The sequence below is a fragment of the Helicovermis profundi genome (genome assembly GCF_033097505.1).
GTDB lineage: Bacteria > Bacillota > Clostridia > Peptostreptococcales > Acidaminobacteraceae > Helicovermis > Helicovermis profundi.
Genome location: NZ_AP028654.1, coordinates 3073960 through 3089577, shown reverse-complemented (window position 1 = coordinate 3089577; position 15618 = coordinate 3073960). Strand labels below are relative to the sequence as shown.

Below are 15618 nucleotides of genomic sequence, written 5' to 3'. Positions count from 1 at the left end.
ATCTATTTTATGAAAATTAACATAAGAAGGTGTAAATTTGAATGATTTTAGCAGATTTATTGAATTGAATATAGATAAAAAAGTTATAACTTTTATAGGTTCAGGTGGGAAAACATCTTCCATTTTTTTATTGGCAAATAAATTGAAAAAAATGGGTAAGACAGTTCTTATTGCAACTACTACAAAGATGTATAAAGAAACTAATGAAGAGTACAAAACTATTTTAACTAATAAAATAGAGAAAGTGGCAAATAGTTTAAACAATAAAATTATTATATTGGGAAGTAAAATTGATAGTAAAAAACTTATAGGAGTAGATAAAGAATTTATAGATCATATTAAAAATGAAAATATATTCGATTTTATTTTAGTTGAAGGTGATGGATCTAGAAAAAAGACGATTAAAGCTCACGGTGAAGAGGAACCTGTGATTCCAAGCTTAACTGATTTAGTTGTAGGTGTTTTTTCAATTGATTCTCTAAATAGGCCAATAAATGACAATTATGTTTATAGAAGTGAGAAGTTTTTAGATATTGTTGAAAAAAATATGAATGAGGAAATTGAGTTAATCGATTATGTAAAGTATGTTAATTCTAGCAATGGTTTATTTAAGGGATGTACGTTTTTTAATAAAGCCTTACTTATTACAAAAGTAAATAATAAAGATAGAATTAATAATATAGTCTTGCTTGAAAAATTTTTAAAAAATACTAATAGCTTAACTGATTTTAAAATATATTCTAGAGGATAATAGTATATGGTAACAGGGATAATAATGGCTTCTGGCTTATCAAAACGAATGGGCGAAAATAAGCTATTAATAAAAATAAACAACAAAAGAATAATTGACTTTGTTTTAGAAAATGCCCTTAAGTCAAAATTAGATGAGATTATTTTGATTTATGCAAACGATGAGATTATAAAACAAATTAAGAGCGAAAAAGTAATTTTTGTAAAAAATTTTAAAAATGTATTAGGTCAAAGTGAATCAATAAAATTAGGTATTGAAAATGCAAATAAAAATACATGTGGAATTTGCTTTTTAGTAGCAGATCAACCACTTTTAACTACTAAAACAATAAATACATTAGTTGATAAATTTAAAGAATTTAATGATAAAATAATTGTACCTATTTATGATGGTAATAGATCTACGCCGGTTATATTTCCAATATCACTAAAAGATGAATTTATGAAACTAAAAGGGGATATTGGTGGAAGAGAAATAATAAAAAATAACCGTGATAAAATAATTACTTGTAATATAAAAAATAGTTTTGAAGGAATTGATATTGATTGTAAAGAAGATATAAATAGAGTTATTAAGATAATTAATAGAGAAATTTTGGAGGAAAAACTTGACATTTGATAAAAGAAAAAAAAGAAAAAGCAAGAAAAAGTTCTTTAATAAAATAAGTTTTATTTCATTAATTGTATTGATTATATGTTTGATATTTGTATTTAAATTTGACAATAATTACATAAATAAAATAAAATATACAATTAGCTTTGGTTCTATGAAACTTGAAAAAATAAAGACTTTTGATTATAAATCAAATTTAAAATATGTTAATGACTCGAATATTTACAAAATTGCTAGTAAGTTTTTTAAAATTGACAATAGTGAACTTACACAGTATGATACGGATTTTAAACCTATTTGGAAGAAAGAATTAAATGGTGTAAATGTAAAACTTGTTGGAAAAGGAAACTTATTGATACTTTATGATAAAGAAATTGGAAATATTTATTCTTTAGATGTTGATGGAAATATTGTAGGTAAAATTCTAAATATCGGAAAAATTGAAAATGTGATTGTTAAAAATGAATTTAATGTCATAGTCTACAATTCAGCGAATGCAAGAATATTAATATTAGATAATAAATGTGAAAAATTAAGTGAAATTGCACTGAGAGATGATAAAATATCTAAAATTGAGTCATCGTCAGATAAAAGTATTATTGCAACTACAACATTAAAAATAGCTAAAGATAAATTTTTCTCTACAGTTCAAATTTATAATTTAGATGGAGAATTATCAGGACTTTTAAATTTTGATAGTGCGATAATTTTTGATATTAAAATTATAGGCGATTCAGTTATATTGCTATCTGATTCTTGGCTTAGAAAATATGATAATGAAAATAATATGCTATTTGAGTATAAATTTGATCGAACTATTAAAAACTTTTCCTTTGACGATAATGGTAATGTAGTACTTAATTTAGTTGCAGTTTCTAAGGATATATCCAATCCAATTGATGATAATATTATTTTGAAAATAGATAATAAAGGTAATAAAGTATTCGAAAAAAAAATAAATGTAGATGTTGAAAAAATCGAATATAATTATGGTGAAATTTGCTATACTTCTGATGATAAACTTTATATTTTGGATGAAAAAGGTGAAAATATTGGTATTCAACTCTTAAGTAGTGATATTATAAATGTTAAATGGTTTAGTTCATCAAAATTAGGTGTATACTATATAAATAAATTTGAATATTATTTATTGAAATAAATAAACGATAAGCTAACGATAAATGAATTTCTTGGATTCAGAGGGAGTTTTTACTCTCACTGAATCTTAGAAAACATAATCCAGGGCCTTTTTAGAGTTCTTTATCCCCCACTTTTTTTATAAGTGGGGGTATTAGAACTCTAAGGCATCGGATAAAAAGGAGATTAACATGCTTAATTGGGTAGATGCGGTTGTAGTTACTATACTTATTTATAATATTTTTAGGGGAATAAGAATTGGATTTATAAAATCAGTTCTTGGAATTATGAGCTATATAGTGGCTGGTATTATTGCTAAAGTATATTATTTTAAAGTTTTAGAATACTTAATGACAAATTTTAGTGTTTTTAAAGATTTACAAACAACAATACGAACGAGTTTATTATCAAGATTAAATTCATCTGGACTTAATTTAGATATGACTAATATAGATTTATCTTCTATAGATCCAAGTAAATTAAATGAATTAAATTTACCTTCAAATATAAAAGAACAGCTTATGAATGCGATTTCTAAAATGAATATAAATTCAAGTTCTGGATCCTTATCAACTGTAATTTCGGATAAATTATCTTCATTTGTAATGGGTGTAATAGCATTTTTATTGGTTTTTATTGTAGCTTATATTGCATTAATTTTGATTGTTAAATTACTTGATTCGATTGCGAAATTGCCAATACTGAAAGAAATCAACAAATTAGGTGGTTTTATAGTGGGAGTGGTAAAGGGTCTTGTATTTATATATATTATTATGACAATAATTATGATAGTTAATCCTATTGTTAGTAATTCTTATATTGTTGGATTAATTCAATCTTCTATGATAGGTAGTTTTTTCTACAATCATAATATTATAATGTTCTTTGTTAAAAATATGATTGCTAGTAATTTTAGTGGCGTATTATAATTATAAATAATATTTATAATGGTTATTAGAATATAGAAAATATTTATAGATGTTGATTAATAGTAGTAAATTAGATACTTTAAAATTATAAAGTACCAAATTATTTTTTAATTTTAAGAGAATCATAAGGTTCTTGTAATAGTAATTTTTGATGTGGAGGAATATTAATGATAGTTGAAATTGATGCAAGAGGACTTGATTGTCCAAAACCAGTAATTAATACAAAAAAAGCGATTGAACAGATAACAGAAGGTAGTGTAATAACTATAGTTGATAATGAAGCAGCAAAAGAAAATGTATCAAAACTTGCAAAAAAACTTAAGTATGAGTATAGTGTAAAAGCTGAGGGTGATCTTTATTATATAAGCATAAATAAAGGAGAAAGTCTTGGCTTTGAAGAAATGGGAGATCCTAAAGAAAATATTAGTGAATCTGTCATTTATGTGTCATCGGATAAAATGGGAAGTGGAGATGATACTTTAGGAGAAATTTTAATTAAAGGTTATTTCTATACCTTAACGGAATTAAAACCATATCCTAAAGCTATATTATTTGTGAATAGTGGAGTTAATTTAACCATTGATTCTTCACCAGTGCTTGAATATATCAGAATACTTGAAAGTTATGGTGTGGAAGTCCTTTCATGCGGAACTTGTTTAGATTTCTATAATATTACTAGTAGACTTAGCGTTGGTGGAATATCAAATATGTATTCAATTGCCGAACATATGAATAATGCAAAAAATACAATTAAATTATAGAAAATAGGAGTTAAAATGTTAAGTAAAGAATTTTATATTATTGCTTTTAATTCGACTCATAAAGCTATTAAAACTGAAAAGAATTTAAAAGAATTAATTAGTGTAGAACTAATTCCAACGCCAAGAGAAATTAGTGCAAATTGCGGTTTGTCTTTAAGATTTAAGGAGAACAATCTAGAATTTATTAGAGAAAAGTTAGCAAAAGTTGACACTGATGGAATGGTTATTTATTACATCGACAAAATGAATGATAAAAAGAAAGTAAGTATTATTGAGTGGAGTTAAAGGAGAATAATTATGCCAATGGAACTAAGAGTTGGAGATATTGTTGAGACAAAAAAAAATCATCCTTGCGGTAATAATAAGTTTGAAGTAAGAAGAATAGGTATGGATTTTAGAATAAAGTGTATTAAGTGCGAAAAGCAAATATGGATTACTAGAGTGAATTTTGAAAAAAGGGTCAAGAAAGTTCAAAGAAATGGTGAATATATTACTGATTTTCGAAAGTAAATTAAAGTAATTTCACTTTTTATAGTAATATAATTAATAAAAAATGCCAAAACATTTTAGTGTGTATTGGCATTTTATGTTTTTTGAGTATTACTTTTTTTTTATTTTCTTTGTGTTATAATATCTTTGGGCAATCTTTTTTAGGGATATTCTATGGAGGTGCAACAATGGCAATAAAATTTTCAGAGAGAGTAAGCAAGGTAAACGCATCAGAAATTAGGGAATTGCTTAAGTTAACTGCAAGACCAGAAATTATTTCTTTTGCTGGTGGACTACCTGCTCCGGAATTATTTCCTGTTGAAGAAATGAAAAAAGTTTCTGTAAAAGTTTTAGAAGAAATGGGACAAGAAGCGCTTCAATATAGTCCTACCGAAGGATATAATCCATTAAGAAAACAAATAGCTTCTAGAATGAAAAAAGTAAATGTTGAAACAAGTATGGATAATATTCTTGTAACAAGTGGATCTCAACAAGGATTAGATTTTTCGGGTAAAATATTTTTAAACCCTGGAGATGTTGTGATTTGTGAAAGTCCTAGTTACCTAGGTGCAATTAATGCTTTTAAAGCATATGAATGCGAATTTTTAGAAATCTCTACTGACAATGATGGAATGATTATTGAAGAATTAGAAGAAAAATTATCAAAAATTGATAATGCTAAAATGATTTATGTTATACCTGATTTCCAAAATCCAACAGGTAGAACTTGGTCTTTACAGAGGCGAAAAGGTTTACTTGAAGTTGCTAAAAAGTATGATTTACCAATAGTTGAAGATAATCCTTATGGCGAGTTAAGATTTGAAGGTGAAATGCTTCCTTCTATAAAATCTATGGATGAAGATGGAAGAGTTATATTTTTAGGAACATTTTCAAAAACTTTTTGTCCTGGTCTTAGAATAGGTTGGGTTTGCGCTGAGCACGATATACTAGAAAAATATATCTTAGTGAAACAAGGTGCGGATTTACAATCGAATTCAATGTCACAAAGGGAACTTTCGGTATTTTTAGATGTGTATGATTTAGACGAACATATCGAAAAGATTAAAGATATATACAGAGTTAGAAGAAACTTGATGATGCAATATATAAAGTCAGAATTTCCAAAAGAAGCAGTTGCTACTTATCCAAATGGTGGGCTTTTTACATGGGTTGAATTACCTGAGTATATTAATGCAAGAGAACTTATGGAAAGAGCATTAAAAGAAAATGTTGCATTTGTTCCTGGAGGTTCATTCTTTCCAAATGGTGGTAATGAAAACACTATGAGAATAAATTATTCAAATATGCCAGACGATAAAATAATTGAAGGTATTAAAAGACTTGGAAAAGTTATAAAAGAATTTTTGTAAGAGCAAAAGAACAATAAACAAAAAAAAGTTTATTGTTCTTTTTTCTTGCACTATATAATAGATAGTGATATACTAAATTAGTTAAAATAAGCTTACAAAGTTTGTTTTACCTTTCTGCTCTTAAGTTAAGAGCCAAAATAGTCCATAGGGAGGTGCAAAAAAATGAGAAATTATGAAACGATTTTTGTCTTAAAACCTAATCTAGAAGAAGAAAAAAGAAATGAGATGATTGAAAAATTTAAATCAATTATTTCAGCTAGTGGTGAAGTATTAAAAGTTGACGAATGGGGAACTAGAAAATTAGCTTATGAAATTCAAAAGTTAAAAGAAGGTTACTACGTACTTGTTAACTTTAAGGCTAGTACAGATCTTCCAAAAGAATTAGAAAGAAACTTTAAGATATCTGAAGAAGTTATTAGATACCTTGTTGTTAATTTAGATGCAAAATAATTCTTAAGGTGGGTGGTAGATTATGAATAGTGTAGTATTAATTGGAAGGTTAACTAGAGATCCTGAACTTAGATTTGTTGCTGGAAGTGGAAGAGCTGTTGCTAATTTTACTTTAGCTGTAAATAAAAATTTAAGTAAAGAAAAAAAGAGAGAGTTCGAAGAAAAAGGTACACCAACTGCAGATTTTATAAGAATTGTAGTTTGGGGAAAACAAGCCGAGAACTGTGCGAATTTCCTTGCAAAAGGTAGATTGGTTGCTGTCAATGGATCTATTAGTACTAGTTCTTACAAAACAAATACGGGAGAAACTAGATATTCTACAGATGTATTAGCGAATAATGTTGAATTCCTTGAATGGGGAGATAAAAAGGCGGCACCAGTAAAAAAAGATGAATTTTCATATGGAGCTGAGCCAGATAACTTTCAAGCAGTAGAGGATGACGATGATATTCCATTCTAGAGAAAGGAGATATTAAGATGGCTGTATTTAAAAAACGTAGAAAAAGAAAAGGTTGTTCTTTCTGTGCAGAAAAAGCAACTTCAATTGATTATAAAGATACAAAAAAATTACAAAGATACTTAACTGAAAGAGGTAAAATTTTACCTAGGAGAGTAACTGGTAATTGTGCAAAACATCAAAGAGCTTTAACACAATCAATTAAGAGAGCAAGAATTCTTGCTTTGTTACCGTTTGTAACTGAATAAAAGCATATAGAAAATTAAAACCAATGACGTCTAGGAGCTCCTAGTAAAAGTCATTGGTTTTTTATTCGTTTAAAATGCAATAATCTTAAATTTATAGTATAATAATGTTTGGGTGTAAGTTTTTTATTAAATGTATAGGAGTGAATTTTTTGAATAATAGTAATACTAGAACTATTTTAGAAATATCAATTATGGCAGTACTTTCAACGATGTTTTATTTAGCTGCAATATATGTACCGCTTATAGGTTATTTGATTTTTCTTACGCCTATATTTTATGCAATTATTGGCATTAAAAATGGAACAGATAAAGTATTTGCAATGATTATAGGCTCTTTTTTTATGACTTTCATGATTTCTGGATTTGTGAATGCAATAATTTTAGTGTTAATCGGTGGTATAAACGGAGTTATTTTTTCAGAAATTGTTAGACATAAGAAAAACAAGAGCACACTTATTTTATCATTAACAGGTGGTTATGTATTAGCATTTTCTATTGGAATAATTTTGGTTCAGTACCTAACAAAGATAGATTTATTTACTTCAATAAATAGTCAAGTATTGATTTATAAAGATGTTATTAATTCAACTTTTGATTCGTTAAAGACTATAGGAACTTATGAAGAAAGCTTAATTGAAAATATGAGAGTTGGTTATATAGCATCAGTAGACCAAATAATAAGTGTTGTAAAAATGAGTTTACCATTTTTGTTAATCAGCATATCGGCTTTATCATCGCTTTTAACAGCTACATTTGGCTATAAGATTTTAAGAAAATTAAATATTGAAGTTGTAGAAGAAAAGAAATATAAGGACTTTAGGTACCCGAACCATATTACTTGGGGAACTACTCTTATTGTAGTTATGTCATTTTTAGCTATTAAAATGGGCATAATCAATTCAGATATATTATCTATTAATATTTTACTAATAATGATGTTAGTGTTTTCTATTCAAGGGTTATCAACAATATTTTACTATATGGATAAAAAAAATATGAATAAAATATTAAAAGTAATTTTTATTATAGTTTTAATATTTTTAAAACCAATGCTTGTTTTAGCACTACTTGGATGGACAGATGCAATTTTTGATTTTAGAAAAATTAATAATAGAACTATTTAGAGAGGTGTATTATGTCAGGAAATAAATTTTCAAAATTGTTAAAACCTGATACTAGGATATATTTATGGATAATTACAATACTTGTTGTTTTTGTTGCAATGTATAATCTAGTAATTGGTATTATTGGAGTACTTATTTTGATTTATTTACAATTTTATAATTGGAGGAGTAGTAAACATCGTAATAAAAGATGGCAAAAATATATTGAAAATTTAAGTAGTGATATAGACTCTGCAGCGAGATATGCAATATTAAATTTACCAATGCCATTAACTTTAATAGATTTTGATGGAAAAATTACTTGGTATAATTCAAAGTTTTCTGAAAGTATAGACTCTAAAGATATTTTAGGCCAAAATATTTCAAAAGTCGTACCTCATTTTGAAATAGAGAAAGCAATTAATGGTGAAGAATTAATTAATATTAAAGTTAGAGAAAAACATTACGACGTATTAAGCAACGTTGTAAAAATTCAAGATAATGGTGATGAGCGCTACATTATGATGCTCTACTGGATTGATGTTACAGATTATTTTAAATTAAAAAATATGTATAGAGATGAAAAAAGTATAGTTACATTACTTCAAGTGGATAACTTTGATGAAGTAATTGCAGAAACAAAGGAAGAAAGAAGACCGTTTTTGAAATCAGAAATTAATGCCAAGATAAATATCTGGGCATCTAGGATGAATGGACTTATAAAAAGGTATCAAGAAGACAAATACATTGTTTTGTTTGAAAACAAGTTTCTTGATAATTTAGAAGCAAAACGATTTTCAATACTTGATGATATCAGAGAAATTAATTCTGACAATAATAATCCAGTTACTCTTAGTATTGGAGTAGGGGTGCAAGGAAAAAACTTTTCAAAATTAGAAGAATATGCATATTCTGCTCTGGAACTTGCTTTAGGAAGAGGTGGAGATCAAGCAGTAGTACGAAAAAAAGGTAATTTTGAGTTTTATGGTGGAAAAACTAAAGCTGTTGAAAAAAGGAATAGAGTTAAAGCAAGAATAATTGCTCATGCGCTTAGACCTTTAATAGATGAGAGTAAAAAAGTTATAATAATGGGTCATTCTTTTCCTGATATGGATTGTTTTGGTGCTGCAATAGGAGTGCATAGAGCTATTATTAATAGAGGAAAAGAAGCTTACATTGTTTTAAACAATGTAACAGAACCAATTAAAAATATTTATGAAGTATTTAAAGAAAAAGGAGAATATAAGTTTATAACATCTGAAGAAGCTATAGAAATAGCAAATGAAACTGCTACAGATACAATGCTTGTTGTAGTCGATACTCATAGACCCTCATTTACAGAGTGTCCAGAACTTTTGGATAGTGTGGTAAGAGTTGCGCTTATAGATCACCATAGAATGGGTACTGAATTTATTGAAAATCCATCGCTAAGGTATTTAGAGCCATACGCATCCTCAACATGTGAGTTGGTGACTGAAATTTTGCAGTACATGGGAAGTAAAACTAATTTAGATAAAATAGAGTCGGAAGCTCTCCTTGCTGGTATTACAGTAGACACTAAAAATTTTACATTTCAAACAGGTGTTAGAACTTTTGAAGCAGCAGCCTTGCTAAGGCGTTTTGGAGCTGATACAACTGCAGTAAAACAATTATTTCAGGATGATTTAAAAACATTTATAGCAAAATCTAATATTGTTTCAAATGCCAAAATTGTATATAATGACATGGCAATATCAGTATATGATCAAGATATAGAAAATGCACAGTTAATAGGAGCGCAAGGAGCGGATGATTTGCTTAATATTAGAGGAATTAGCTCTTCATTTGTAATAGGTAAAAATCTGGATGGTACTATTTTTATTAGTGGTCGTTCTTTGGGTGATATTAACGTTCAAATTATTCTTGAAAAACTTGGTGGTGGAGGTCATATGACCGTTGCTGGAGCTCAGTTTAGAGATATAGAAATATTTGAAGTTAGAGATAAGTTAGTAGAAGCAATAGATGAATATATTAAGGAAGGTGAAAGTAAATGAAAGTAATTTTACTTAAGGACATTAAAGGAACAGGAAAAAAAGGTGATATTATTAATGCTAGTGATGGTCATGCAAGAAATTATTTGTTTCCAAGAAAATTAGCAAAGTTAGCTACAGATTCAAGTGTGAAAGAGTTAGAGCATCACAAAGAATCAGCTAAAAAAAGAAAAGATGAAGAACTTGCAAATGCTAAAGATTTGGCAAAAAAAATTGAAGAAGTTGAAATAAAAATAGCTTCAAAAGCTGGTGAATCAGGAAAACTATTTGGATCAATTACAAATAAAGATATCGCTGAAATTTTGAATAATGAACATGGTTTTGATATTGATAAGAAAAAAATAGTAATGGCTAGTATTAAGTCTCTTGGAACTACAGAAGCAGAAATAAAGGTTTACCCAAAAGTGACTGCGAAAATTAACGTAACAGTGGTAAGTATAGAAAATTAGGCCATTAGCTAAGGCTTTACTTATTTAATCATTATATAAAAGCAATTAAAATTAAATAAATTGGGAATCCAATATAATTTAATTTTGATTGCTTTTTAATCTTTTGGAAGGAAATAAATATGGAGTTAAAAGGTAAAATCAAACCAAATAGTATTGAAGCAGAAAAATCTGTAATAGGTGCAATGATATTAGACAAGGACTCTATTAATGATATTGTAGATTTAATAAGTTCAGATGATTTCTATAAAGAATCACATAAATTAATATTTGAATCTGTTCTTGAAATATATAATAATAATGAACCTGTTGATATTGTGACACTTTCAGATAAATTAATATCAGAAGGAATTTTGGAAAATATTGGCGGATTAGATTATTTAGCTGAATTAACAGAAATGGGTATAATAACTTCTAATGCTAGATATTATGCAAAAATTATTGAAGAAAAATCGACACTAAGAAAATTAATTGGAGCATCAACATTGATTTTACAAAAAGGTTATGAATCAATTGATGCAAAAGAATTATTAGAGTTAGCCGAAAAAAATATATTTAATATATCGCAAAATAAAGCTAGAGAAGGATTTTCTCCAATTAGAGAGTTACTATATAAAACGTATGAAAAAATCGAGATGTTATATGAATCAGACGATGCGCTCACAGGTCTTTCTTCAGGTTTTAAAGATCTTGATGTTAAAACAAGTGGATTTCAAAAATCGGATTTGATACTTGTTGCTGCAAGACCTTCAATGGGAAAAACTGCATTTTCAATAAATGTATGTCAATATGCAGGGACTCATAAATCATCAGTAGCCATTTTTAGTTTAGAAATGTCAAAAGATCAATTGGTACAGCGTATGCTAAGTAGTGAATCACATATTTCAATTCAAAAAATAAGAAATGGTGATTTAGAAGAAGATGATTGGATTTCTCTTACAAAAGCAATGGCAAGATTATCAGAAGCCAATATATTTATTGATGATACACCAGCGATAACAGTTATGGAAATGAGAGCCAAGTGTAGAAAATTAAAAATGGAAAAAGGCTTAGATGTAATTATGGTCGATTATCTTCAGTTGATGAGCGGAGGCGGAAAACAAGAAAGTAGACAGCAAGAAATTTCTACGATTTCAAGATCATTAAAAGCACTTGCAAGAGAGATGGATTGTCCGGTTATCGCGCTTTCTCAGCTTTCAAGAGCACCTGAACTTAGAGCAGATCATAGGCCGATTCTTTCTGACCTTAGAGAATCTGGAGCGATAGAGCAGGATGCAGATATAGTTATGTTTCTTTATAGAGATGAATATTATTTTCCTGATTCTGAAAAACAAGGGATTGGTGAACTTATTATCGCAAAACAAAGAAATGGAGAAACAGGTACTGTTGAACTTGCATGGATTGGTAAATATACTAAATTTGGTGATTTGGCTAGAGAGGTATAAAATTCATTTATTTGAGGTGTAAAAAAGTTGAATAATGTTGAAGTAAGAAAAATGAAGAAAGAGGATTTAATTGATCTTACTAAATGGGGCAGCCATGAAGATCTTAGATTTTTGCCTTATAATTTTCCTTATAAAAATAAAATTGAATATACACTTTGGTATAATTCAAAGAATAAAATATTTACTAGAAAAATATTTTCAATAATTTTTAATAAAAAAGTAGTTGGATATATAACTCTAAAAAAGATAAATTGGATTAAAAAAAGTGCAGAAATGGGAATTTCAATAGATGCAAATTGTTTAAGCAAAGGCATAGGGACGCTAGCTATAATAAAATATTTAGAAACCGTTTTTATTAAATATAGACTTAAAAAAATTTCATTAAGAGCGGCTTTATTTAATAAACGAGCGATTAAATGTTATAAGAAAGTTGGATTTAACGAAATTGAAAGGAAGTTAGCACCTTTTGAAGATCAAACGAATGCCTTTAAATTAATTATGGAATATGATTGTTTTACAATGATAGAAAACAAAGCTTGTTGTGAGTATGTTTTTATGAATGTAAATAAAAGTGATTTTATGCAAAACCGAATTATAAGGGGATGATATCAAATAAATCATTGACTATATACGAAAATTTTGCTAATATATCCATGTGAAGTTCGTGTTTTAATATTAATCTATATAAATGAGGTGTTTTTATGTCTACTGTAGTAATTGTTGGTTCTCAGTGGGGAGACGAAGGTAAAGGAAAGGTTATTGATTATCTTTCAAAAGAAGCAGATGTTGTGGTTCGTGGTCAAGGCGGTAATAATGCTGGTCATACAGTAGTTGTTGGTGATGAAAAATATGCTCTTCATTTGATTCCATCAGGTATACTTTATGCAGATACTATGAATATCATTGGAAATGGAATTGTTTTTGATCCAGAAGGTTTTTTAAATGAAATTGACGGATTAATTAAAAAAGGAATTTCAGTTGATAATATTAAAATAAGTGATAGAGCTCATGTTATTTTTCCTTATCATAAAGAAATTGATAGACTTAAGGAAGAGGAAAGAGGCAAAGACAAAATAGGTACTACTAAAAAAGGCATTGGTCCGTGTTATATGGATAAAGTTGAAAGATCTGGAATAAGAATTTGTGATTTAATAGATGAAGATGTTTTTGAAGAAATATTTACAAAACAAATGAAAAGAAAAAACACTATAATAGAAAAAATATATAATGCTAAGCCATTAGATGGTGATGCAATATTAAATGATTATAAAAATTATGCTAAGAAAATCAAACGATATGTAGATGATACTGGTGTATTAGTTAATAGTGCTGTAAGGGAAAATAAAAAAGTACTTCTTGAAGGAGCACAGGGTACACTTCTAGATATTGATTTTGGAACTTATCCATATGTTACTAGCTCACATCCCGTTTCAGGAGGATTTTCAATTGGAGCTGGAATTGGACCAAATAAAATTGAAGAAGTGCTTGGTATTTGTAAAGCATATACAACAAGAGTAGGAAAAGGTCCATTTGTAACTGAACTTAATGATGAAATTGGCGATAGAATACGTGAACAAGGTCATGAATTTGGAACAACAACTGGGAGAGCAAGAAGGTGTGGATGGCTTGATACAGTAGTAGTAAAATATGCAGCAAGAGTAAATGGCATGACGTCTTTTGCATTAATGCTCTTAGATGTACTTTCAGGATTTGATAAGATTAAAATTTGTACTTCGTACAAATATGAAGATAAAATTATACATGATTATCCTGCAAGTTTAAAAGTTTTAGAAAAATGCCAACCAGTGTATGAAGAGTTCGATGGTTGGAATGAAGATATAACAAGTTGTACTAGCTACGAGGAGCTTCCAGAGAATGCTAAAAAATATATTGAAAGATTAGAAGAATTAGTTGGAGTACCAGCTAAGATAATTTCAATTGGACCAAAGAGAAGTCAAACAATAATAAGATCTAGTATTTTTTAATATATTGTTCGTTCTCCGAAGGCTTCGCCTTAAGTCGCCCTCACAATATATTAAAAAATATACCTGTTAGGTGCGTTTTTATTAAAAAGTGTTTGTTCTCTTAAGGCTTTGTATTGAGTCTACCTCACAATATATTAAAAAATATACCTGTTAAGGGCGTTTTTATTAAAAGGTGTTTGTTCTCTTAAGGCTTTGTATTGAGTCTACCTCACAATATATTAAAAAATATACCTGTTAGGTGCGTTTTTATTAAAAAGTGTTTGTTCTCTTAAGGCTTTGTATTGAGTCTACCTTATAATATACTAAAAAATATGCATATAAAAATAAAAAGTCGATTTTTAATCGACTTTTTATTTTTCCCATCTTAAGTCTGGTCCGTAAAAGTTTAGCATTTTGTATTTTCCAAATACTCTTGATGAAACTCTATCACTGTATGTTTCTTTAATTTGTATTGGAGAGAGATTTGTTGAGATTATTGTACTTTTGTTTTTTATTATTCTTGAATTTATAATATTAAAAAGTTCAGATGCTGAAAATGAGTTTACCATTTCAGTTCCTAAATCATCTATGATTAGTAGATCACTATTAAAAAGTAAATAATACTCTAGTTTATTCTCTTCTTGATTTTCTAAGTTTTTATTGAATTTTTCGTTTTCTAATATTTCAAGTATGCGAAACGCTGTATGGTAAACAACAATTTTTCCTTTTGACAAGAGGGCTTTCGCAATTGAGTTACATATAAAAGTTTTTCCGAGTCCTGTTGTTCCGTATAGAAGCAGATTTTCTTCTCCTCTATTAAAACTATGAACGAATGATTCGACCTCTGTTAAAATTCTTTTCATGTTATCTCTGGGACTCAGTGTGTTATCTTCATATTTTTTCTGCGAAAATAAATCAATATTAAATGTACTGAAATTTTCCTTTTCTAGTACGCTTTCAAGATTAGATAGCTTATAAGTTTTTTTAATAAGCTTAGAAAAAAAACATTCACAGAGTTTATTAGTTGATTTATCAAATCCTGTATCATCACATTTTTCACAGTTGTGATGAAGTTTAATATAAGATAATGTGAAATTGTTCTCGGTTAAAATAAGGGCTTTTTCTTTTTTTAAAGTATTTATTTTTGATTCTAAATCTTTTATAAAAGATTCATAATTACCATTATTATCAGAAAGAATTTTTTTGCTAATAGAGATACTGAGTTTTGCCATTTCTTTATCTATCTCTTTAGTTCTTGGAAGTAAAGAATAAATTTCCTGTTTCCTTCTTTTAAGTTCTTCATTCGATTTAGTTCTAAGTTTTTCATATTCTTTAAAAATTTCTTTTTTAAATTTATTCATATTGCCTCCGGTAAGTATACAATAGTAGAAAAAATTTGTTGCTAATTGAAAAAGTAATACTATCT

At 27.9% G+C, this 15618-nt stretch carries 18 protein-coding genes; 17 read left to right on the top strand and 1 reads right to left on the bottom strand.

What is annotated here, in order from left to right; genetic code table 11:
• Positions 1-64 precede the first annotated feature (64 nt).
• The 17 genes from yqeC (at position 65) to AACH12_RS13985 (ending at position 14213) form a co-directional block, all read left to right on the top strand.
• Entirely contained in the window at positions 65-751 is a 687-nt protein-coding gene (yqeC, locus tag AACH12_RS14065) for a selenium cofactor biosynthesis protein YqeC (RefSeq protein WP_338536007.1), read from the top strand.
• 6 nt (positions 752-757) lie between these two features.
• Entirely contained in the window at positions 758-1369 is a 612-nt protein-coding gene (locus tag AACH12_RS14060) for a nucleotidyltransferase family protein (protein ID WP_338536006.1), read from the top strand.
• The gene (locus tag AACH12_RS14055; protein ID WP_338536005.1) at positions 1359-2522 is read left to right on the top strand and encodes a DUF5711 family protein; all 1164 of its coding nucleotides are present in this window, start codon (positions 1359-1361) and stop codon (positions 2520-2522) included. Before AACH12_RS14060 ends, AACH12_RS14055 begins: the two co-directional genes overlap by 11 nt.
• A gap of 169 nt (positions 2523-2691) precedes the next feature.
• Positions 2692-3429, top strand: coding sequence for a CvpA family protein (locus tag AACH12_RS14050; RefSeq protein ID WP_338536004.1), 738 nt, complete (start codon positions 2692-2694; stop codon positions 3427-3429).
• Positions 3430-3596: 167 nt separating this feature from the next.
• Positions 3597-4190, top strand: coding sequence for a sulfurtransferase-like selenium metabolism protein YedF (gene yedF / locus AACH12_RS14045; RefSeq protein WP_338536003.1), 594 nt, complete (start codon positions 3597-3599; stop codon positions 4188-4190).
• Between the two features lie 15 nt (positions 4191-4205).
• Positions 4206-4475 (top strand): putative Se/S carrier protein, encoded by a 270-nt coding sequence (locus AACH12_RS14040; RefSeq protein ID WP_338536002.1) that lies wholly within the window; start codon positions 4206-4208, stop codon positions 4473-4475.
• Positions 4476-4487: 12 nt separating this feature from the next.
• Positions 4488-4700 carry a DUF951 domain-containing protein gene (locus AACH12_RS14035; protein ID WP_338536001.1) on the top strand — a complete coding sequence of 71 codons (213 nt, stop codon included), beginning with the start codon at positions 4488-4490 and terminating at the stop codon, positions 4698-4700.
• Positions 4701-4867: 167 nt separating this feature from the next.
• Positions 4868-6049: an aminotransferase-like domain-containing protein gene (locus AACH12_RS14030; RefSeq protein WP_338536000.1), complete on the top strand. Its 1182-nt coding sequence runs from the start codon at positions 4868-4870 to the stop codon at positions 6047-6049.
• 162 nt (positions 6050-6211) lie between these two features.
• A complete protein-coding gene (gene rpsF, locus AACH12_RS14025) occupies positions 6212-6499 on the top strand; it encodes a 30S ribosomal protein S6 (protein ID WP_338535999.1) in 288 nt (95 codons plus the stop codon).
• Between the two features lie 22 nt (positions 6500-6521).
• On the top strand, positions 6522-6959 hold the full coding sequence (locus AACH12_RS14020; RefSeq protein ID WP_338535998.1) for a single-stranded DNA-binding protein: 438 nt from the start codon (positions 6522-6524) through the stop codon (positions 6957-6959).
• A gap of 17 nt (positions 6960-6976) precedes the next feature.
• The gene (rpsR, locus tag AACH12_RS14015; RefSeq protein WP_338535997.1) at positions 6977-7204 is read left to right on the top strand and encodes a 30S ribosomal protein S18; all 228 of its coding nucleotides are present in this window, start codon (positions 6977-6979) and stop codon (positions 7202-7204) included.
• A gap of 149 nt (positions 7205-7353) precedes the next feature.
• The gene (locus AACH12_RS14010) at positions 7354-8328 is read left to right on the top strand and encodes a DUF2232 domain-containing protein (protein ID WP_338535996.1); all 975 of its coding nucleotides are present in this window, start codon (positions 7354-7356) and stop codon (positions 8326-8328) included.
• 11 nt (positions 8329-8339) lie between these two features.
• Positions 8340-10340, top strand: coding sequence for a DHH family phosphoesterase (locus AACH12_RS14005; RefSeq protein ID WP_338535995.1), 2001 nt, complete (start codon positions 8340-8342; stop codon positions 10338-10340).
• Positions 10337-10786, top strand: a complete 450-nt coding sequence (gene rplI, locus AACH12_RS14000) for a 50S ribosomal protein L9 (protein WP_338535994.1) — start codon at positions 10337-10339, stop codon at positions 10784-10786. Before AACH12_RS14005 ends, rplI begins: the two co-directional genes overlap by 4 nt.
• Before the next feature lie 119 nt (positions 10787-10905).
• Positions 10906-12228: a replicative DNA helicase gene (gene dnaB, locus AACH12_RS13995; protein ID WP_338535993.1), complete on the top strand. Its 1323-nt coding sequence runs from the start codon at positions 10906-10908 to the stop codon at positions 12226-12228.
• A 51-nt stretch (positions 12229-12279) separates the two neighbouring features.
• Positions 12280-12834 (top strand): GNAT family N-acetyltransferase, encoded by a 555-nt coding sequence (locus AACH12_RS13990; RefSeq protein WP_338535992.1) that lies wholly within the window; start codon positions 12280-12282, stop codon positions 12832-12834.
• Positions 12835-12929: 95 nt separating this feature from the next.
• Entirely contained in the window at positions 12930-14213 is a 1284-nt protein-coding gene (locus tag AACH12_RS13985; protein ID WP_338535991.1) for an adenylosuccinate synthase, read from the top strand.
• A gap of 350 nt (positions 14214-14563) precedes the next feature.
• Here AACH12_RS13985 and AACH12_RS13980 read toward each other — a convergent pair whose 3' ends face one another.
• Positions 14564-15553: an ATP-binding protein gene (locus AACH12_RS13980; RefSeq protein WP_338535990.1), complete on the bottom strand. Its 990-nt coding sequence runs from the start codon at positions 15551-15553 to the stop codon at positions 14564-14566.
• Between the last annotated feature and the right edge of the window lie 65 nt (positions 15554-15618).

What these genes read in the sequence shown, in the direction of transcription:
- AACH12_RS14060 (WP_338536006.1), top strand. Translation starts at nt 758, where the DNA reads ATGGTAACAGGGATAATAATGGCTTCTGGCTTATCAAAACGAATGGGC.
- AACH12_RS14050 (WP_338536004.1), top strand. Translation starts at nt 2,692, where the DNA reads ATGCTTAATTGGGTAGATGCGGTTGTAGTTACTATACTTATTTATAAT.
- yedF (WP_338536003.1), top strand. Translation starts at nt 3,597, where the DNA reads ATGATAGTTGAAATTGATGCAAGAGGACTTGATTGTCCAAAACCAGTA.
- AACH12_RS14040 (WP_338536002.1), top strand. Translation starts at nt 4,206, where the DNA reads ATGTTAAGTAAAGAATTTTATATTATTGCTTTTAATTCGACTCATAAA.
- AACH12_RS14035 (WP_338536001.1), top strand. Translation starts at nt 4,488, where the DNA reads ATGCCAATGGAACTAAGAGTTGGAGATATTGTTGAGACAAAAAAAAAT.
- AACH12_RS14030 (WP_338536000.1), top strand. Translation starts at nt 4,868, where the DNA reads ATGGCAATAAAATTTTCAGAGAGAGTAAGCAAGGTAAACGCATCAGAA.
- rpsF (WP_338535999.1), top strand. Translation starts at nt 6,212, where the DNA reads ATGAGAAATTATGAAACGATTTTTGTCTTAAAACCTAATCTAGAAGAA.
- AACH12_RS14020 (WP_338535998.1), top strand. Translation starts at nt 6,522, where the DNA reads ATGAATAGTGTAGTATTAATTGGAAGGTTAACTAGAGATCCTGAACTT.
- rpsR (WP_338535997.1), top strand. Translation starts at nt 6,977, where the DNA reads ATGGCTGTATTTAAAAAACGTAGAAAAAGAAAAGGTTGTTCTTTCTGT.
- AACH12_RS14005 (WP_338535995.1), top strand. Translation starts at nt 8,340, where the DNA reads ATGTCAGGAAATAAATTTTCAAAATTGTTAAAACCTGATACTAGGATA.
- rplI (WP_338535994.1), top strand. Translation starts at nt 10,337, where the DNA reads ATGAAAGTAATTTTACTTAAGGACATTAAAGGAACAGGAAAAAAAGGT.
- dnaB (WP_338535993.1), top strand. Translation starts at nt 10,906, where the DNA reads ATGGAGTTAAAAGGTAAAATCAAACCAAATAGTATTGAAGCAGAAAAA.
- AACH12_RS13990 (WP_338535992.1), top strand. Translation starts at nt 12,280, where the DNA reads ATGAAGAAAGAGGATTTAATTGATCTTACTAAATGGGGCAGCCATGAA.
- AACH12_RS13985 (WP_338535991.1), top strand. Translation starts at nt 12,930, where the DNA reads ATGTCTACTGTAGTAATTGTTGGTTCTCAGTGGGGAGACGAAGGTAAA.
- AACH12_RS13980 (WP_338535990.1), bottom strand. Translation starts at nt 15,553, where the DNA reads ATGAATAAATTTAAAAAAGAAATTTTTAAAGAATATGAAAAACTTAGA.